We start from the raw sequence: 5463 nt of genomic DNA on the forward strand, positions 1-5463 counted from the left end.
TGCAGCAAGCAAAACACCCATAAACTGAGTTACTACCTGCCACTGTATTTAGATAAAGATACAATTATTGCCCGTATTGAAGCCTTTTTGAAAGATGCTAATGTCGCTGCCAGTATTCTCTGGAGCGTCGATGAACCTAAAAATATCGGCCTGTTGGATGTCTTACCTGAGCATGCAACTAAGCTCCATGCCATTGAGTTTTTACAACGCAAACTAGACTATCAATTGGATGAAGTGATTTTTGCTGGTGATAGTGGTAATGACCTGCCTGTTCTAACCAGTCAAATCCCCTCGGTTCTGGTCGATAATGCCAGCGCGGAAATAAAGCAGGCTGCAGTAGAGTTATCCAAACATAATGGTCATGCCGAAGCCTTATTCCTGGCGAAAAGTCATCGAGATAATGAAGGTAATTATGCTGCAGGGGTATTACAGGGCGTGGCGCACTTTGCACCGCATTTTGTTATGCAAACCAATAAAGAGGCATCATCATGACATCATCATCAAATCTAACGCTTTTTGGTGAAGCCTTATTTGATTGTTTTCCTACCGGAGAAAATGTTCTTGGTGGTGCTCCCTTTAATGTGGCCTGGCATCTGCACGCCTTAGGTGATTCTCCTGTTTTTATCAGCCGGGTAGGTAATGACGACTTAGGCAAAACCATCTTATCGGAGATGGATAGCTGGGGCATGAATACGCAAGCTATACAAATTGACGACCAGCACCAGACAGGGCGCGTTGATATCACCATAAAAGATGATGAGCCAAGCTACACATTTGCTGAAGATAGTGCCTGGGACTTTATTGAGTTAGGTGAGTCAGCCAGTCAGGTTTTATCCGGATTTTTTTACCATGGCACATTAGTCGCTCGACATGAGACCTCGTATAAAACATTGGAAAAACTGACGGAAAACCCATCACTGGATATTTTTGTTGATGTGAATTTACGGTCTCCCTGGTGGCAGAAAGAGGTGGTCTATCATTGGTTGGAGCAGGCTCGCTGGGTAAAACTCAATGAGAGTGAGCTATATGAACTCGGTTTTCAATCTGCTGATTTGTATCAGGACATGACACGAATGCATATGCACTTTCACCTTGATCAGTTGATTGTGACACGTGGAGAAAAAGGCGCTATCGTGAGAGATACAGATGGTGAGTTTCATGAAGTCGCACCTACTCAACATGAACAGGTTATCGATACCGTCGGTGCTGGCGATGCATTTACTGCCATGTATATTCACGGTCTTTTAGCGGACTGGTCAATTGAAACGACATTAGAAAAAGCACAAGCTTTCGCTTGTCGGGTGGTGACGCAACGCGGTGCCATCAGTAAAAATCCAGATTTTTACAAATAACGCTTATTCAGAATAATTCAAACAAGGTTAAGCATGTACGAACAGCAAGCCCATACATTGTTAAACGATATCCTCAATGAAATTGAAGCGGGCATTTCAAAGCAGGATTTACGCTATTTCTACACACGGTTGGGCGCAAATTTTTATGCTATACACTCCTTATTTGAGCGCTTATACGGTCATCGAGATGACTTCAAGGAGCAGTCTCAGAAACTGGTTGAAACAATGGCGTGGCAGTATATTCGCCGACCAGAAGATCTTCGTCAGAAAGATATTGAGCGTGAAGCCGATCATAACTGGTTTCTCAGTCAGAACTGGGTAGGTATGGCGTTATACAGTCAGGGCTTTGCTGGCAACCTGCAAGGCATGAAAGACCATCTGAATTACTTTCAGGACCTTGGCGTCAATTTAGTACACATCATGCCAATCATGCAGTGCCCAAAAGGCAGCAGTGATGGTGGTTATGCCGTGAGCGACTTTCGGAAAATAGATGAGCGTGCCGGAAGTCTGCAAGACTTGAATCAACTCGCACGCAGCATGCATGACAGAGATATCTTACTGACCATGGATGTGGTGCTGAATCATACTTCCGATGAGCATGAGTGGGCGCAAAAAGCACGTGAGGGTGATCCTAAGTTTCAGGATTATTACTACACGTTTGAAAATCGTAATGTCCCAGATATGTTCGAGCAGAGCATGCCTGAAGTATTTCCAGAGACGTCACCCGGTAATTTTACCTGGGATGAGGATATGCAGCGTTGGGTCATGACGGTGTTTAATAGTTATCAGTGGGATCTTAACTATTCTAATCCTACTGTCTTTATCGAAATGCTTGATGTGATCCTGTTTTGGGCCAATCAGGGCGCCGATATTCTGCGTTTGGATGCGGTTGCTTTTTTATGGAAGAAAATTGGCAGTACCTGCCAAAACGAACGTGAAGCTCACTTGATTTTGCAATTGCTGAAAGATTGCTGCCAAGTGGTAGCGCCTGGCGTTTTATATATTGCTGAAGCGATTGTCGCACCGGTTGAAGTCACCAAGTACTTTGGTGAAGATGCGGTAATTGCTAAAGAGTGTGAAATAGCCTACAACGCCACTTATATGGCTTTGATGTGGGATGCCGTAGCCACAAAAAATACCAAGTTACTCAATCAAGGCATCAAGAGCTTGCCTGTGAAATTAGAGCGAGCAACCTGGCTGAATTATATCCGCTGCCATGATGATATAGGTTTGGGCTTTGATGATCGTGATATTGAACTGGTTGGATACCAACCAGCACAACATCGGAAGTTTCTGATTGATTATTACATGGGGCGTTTTGACCATTCTCACGCTAGAGGTTTGCCGTTTGGTGAAAATGAAAAAACAGGTGATGCTCGTATTTCTGGTTCTTTAGCCTCTCTGGTCGGCTTGGAATACGCCTTGGAAATTGGCGATCCTGAGGCAATCGAAGATTCAATCAAAATCATCTTACTCTTGCACAGTTTGATTATGTCCTTTGGTGGGATTCCTCTTCTATATTACGGTGATGAAGTGGGTACCACTAACGATGTTTCTTACCTTGAGGATCCATACAAGAAAGGGGATTCACGCTGGGTACATCGGCCTGTTATTGACTGGAATAAAGCAGATTTACGTAATCAGCCTGGCCATCCTCAATATGAAATATTTACCGCCTTAAAACGGATGATCTCAGTACGTAAAGAAATTGATGTGTTCGCCGATTTCAATAATCGTGAACTCATTGATGTAGGTAATGAGCATCTATTTGTCTTCGAGCGTTATTGCATTCAGCAGCAACATCAACGTGTTCTGGTGGTTGCCAACTTCAACGATAAGCCTCAGCATTTAAATTTAAGCGAATTGGGTAGCTGGGGAAATCCGCAAAATGGCCAACTTTATGACTTATTCAGTGGTCAGCGTCCAGATTTATTCAAAAATGCCTTAGTCATACCGGCCTTTAGTTTTTATTGGTTGCAAGAAAGCTGATTGTCCATTTTTGTTCTACTAACTTCACATAATATCGACATTCAACCCTCTAGTTTCGGAATGGAAACTGTTTCTAGGAGTAGACATGTATAAAACAGGTTTGTATTGGTTTAATCATGATCTTCGTGTTCATGACAACACGGCACTTCTTGAAGCCAGTTTGAACTGTGAACAACTGATCTGTTTATTTTGTTTTGACTCAGCCTGGTTCAAACAAACGGGGCTTAATGCCAAGCCCATGGGCTTAATACGCCGACAATTTATCGAACAATGTTTGCATGACTTAGCCAAAGAGCTCAAAAACAGGGGGCAACGGTTGATTGTGATGACAACCGATCCAGTCTCAGCCATCTCTGTTTTGATAAAAAATCATGAGATTGATGTCGTCTATCGTAGTCATCATGTTGGGGTATTTGAAACAAGACAGTGGCATCACCTTCGAGCTGATTTCCCACGCATCGCGTTTCATTCTATCTGGACTCATACCTTATTTCGTCCTGAACAGTTGCCTTTTGGCTTGAACCATTTGCCGACGACATTTACAGAATTCAAACAAGCTTGTGAAACCATAGCTATTGATAAACCGGTAGCGATGCCCCAACAATTAGCACCCCCTGTTGATACCGTGACAGGGTTGAAACGAACAGCAGAGAATGTGCTGGATTCACATAAAGGTTTCAATGGTGGAGAAAAAGCAGCGCTTCAGCATTTAGACGACTACTTTTCCTCTGAGTTACCTCAACACTATAAAACGGTTCGAAATGAATTAGATGGTTGGGATAATTCCACGAAAATGTCTGCCTGGCTGGCCAGTGGTGCATTATCACCTCGCAAGCTGATAGACAGATTACAGCGTTATGAAAAAGACAATGTCGCCAATGAATCTACCTATTGGATTTATTATGAGCTGTTATGGCGTGAATATTTCCAGTGGTACGCACAGCGTTATCAGCACAAACTGTTTAGACCGGAAGGCATAAATAAACAACGCGTATCGTGTTGTTTTTATCCTGAGCGTTATCAGAAATGGTGTCATGGTAATACCCCTTATCCCATCGTCAATGCCTGCATGAAACAACTCAATCAAACAGGGTATATGTCTAATCGCGGTCGTCAGATTGTCGCCAGCTGTTTGGTCAATGAACTACAACTGGACTGGCGGTTTGGTGCGGCCTATTTTGAGCAGCAGTTAGTTGATTATGATGTCGCCTCTAACTGGGGCAATTGGCAATATATCGCTGGAGTAGGCGCTGATCCGCGTGGGGGACGTCATTTTAATCTGAAAAAACAAACGGCGACCTACGATCCTGAGCATCACTTTATTCGCCAATGGCATGGCGAGGCCAATCAGTACCCACTCGATTCAGTTGATGCTGCAGACTGGCCCATCATGCCAAATAAAGATGAATAAGTGATCGTGTCTGAGTATTGAGATCCGCTAAAAAGCATTGCATACTCAAATCATTGCTCTCATACAGTGGAGGCCATTGTTATGACTAAAGCAATTTTGTTTGATATTAGTGGGGTATTACATACTGACAATCAGCCTATCAGTGGCGCGGTTGATCTCATTAAGCGACTGAGGCGTCAGGGCATTCCGATGCGTTTTGTGACCAATACCTCACGTGCTACCTGCCAGTCAGTCTTGAACGAACTCAAACAGATGGGATTTGATATCAAGTCTGATGAAGTCTTTACAGCGCCCCTAGCTATTAAGCGCCTGTGCCAGACGAAGGGGTATCGACCATTTTGTCTTATTCATCCCGACTTAACACCAGAGTTCAGTGACTTAGAACAGTCTCAACCTAATGCGGTGATTGTCACTGATGCAGCGTATTTATTTAGTTATGACAATCTAAACAAAGCCTTTTCATTAATTATGAATGGCGCACCGTTACTGGGGATTGGACGCAACCGATTTTTTAAAAGTGAAGGTCAATTGCAACTGGATGCAGGGCCATTCATTCAAGCTCTGGAATACGCCAGCCATGTGGAAGCTCAGATTATTGGCAAACCGGCATCCAGGTTTTTTCATGAGGCTCTTACATCATTAGGTATGGCTGCCAGTGATGTTCTGATGATAGGTGATGATGTGGCCTCAGATGTGATTGGTGCTGTTGAT

The 5463-nt window shown here is 43.6% G+C and carries 5 protein-coding genes; all 5 read left to right on the forward strand.

Translation table 11 applies throughout. The features are described 5' to 3' along the window. The coding region (locus B4K20_RS00390) for an HAD family hydrolase (protein ID WP_289281457.1) at window positions 1-492 on the forward strand (492 nt) is incomplete at its 5' end. Next, window positions 489-1352, forward strand: coding sequence for a carbohydrate kinase family protein (locus tag B4K20_RS00395; protein WP_289281458.1), 864 nt, complete (start codon window positions 489-491; stop codon window positions 1350-1352). The genes B4K20_RS00390 and B4K20_RS00395, both read left to right, overlap by 4 nt. Before the next feature lie 33 nt (window positions 1353-1385). Continuing rightward, window positions 1386-3341: an alpha-amylase family glycosyl hydrolase gene (locus B4K20_RS00400; protein WP_289281459.1), complete on the forward strand. Its 1956-nt coding sequence runs from the start codon at window positions 1386-1388 to the stop codon at window positions 3339-3341. Between the two features lie 85 nt (window positions 3342-3426). Beyond that, the gene (locus B4K20_RS00405) at window positions 3427-4752 is read left to right on the forward strand and encodes a DASH family cryptochrome (RefSeq protein ID WP_289281460.1); all 1326 of its coding nucleotides are present in this window, start codon (window positions 3427-3429) and stop codon (window positions 4750-4752) included. 81 nt (window positions 4753-4833) lie between these two features. Beyond that, a partial coding sequence (locus B4K20_RS00410) for a TIGR01458 family HAD-type hydrolase (RefSeq protein ID WP_289281461.1) occupies window positions 4834-5463 on the forward strand: 630 nt, incomplete at its 3' end.

The organism is Methylophaga sp. UBA5088, from assembly GCF_002414625.1.
GTDB lineage: Bacteria > Pseudomonadota > Gammaproteobacteria > Nitrosococcales > Methylophagaceae > Methylophaga > Methylophaga marina.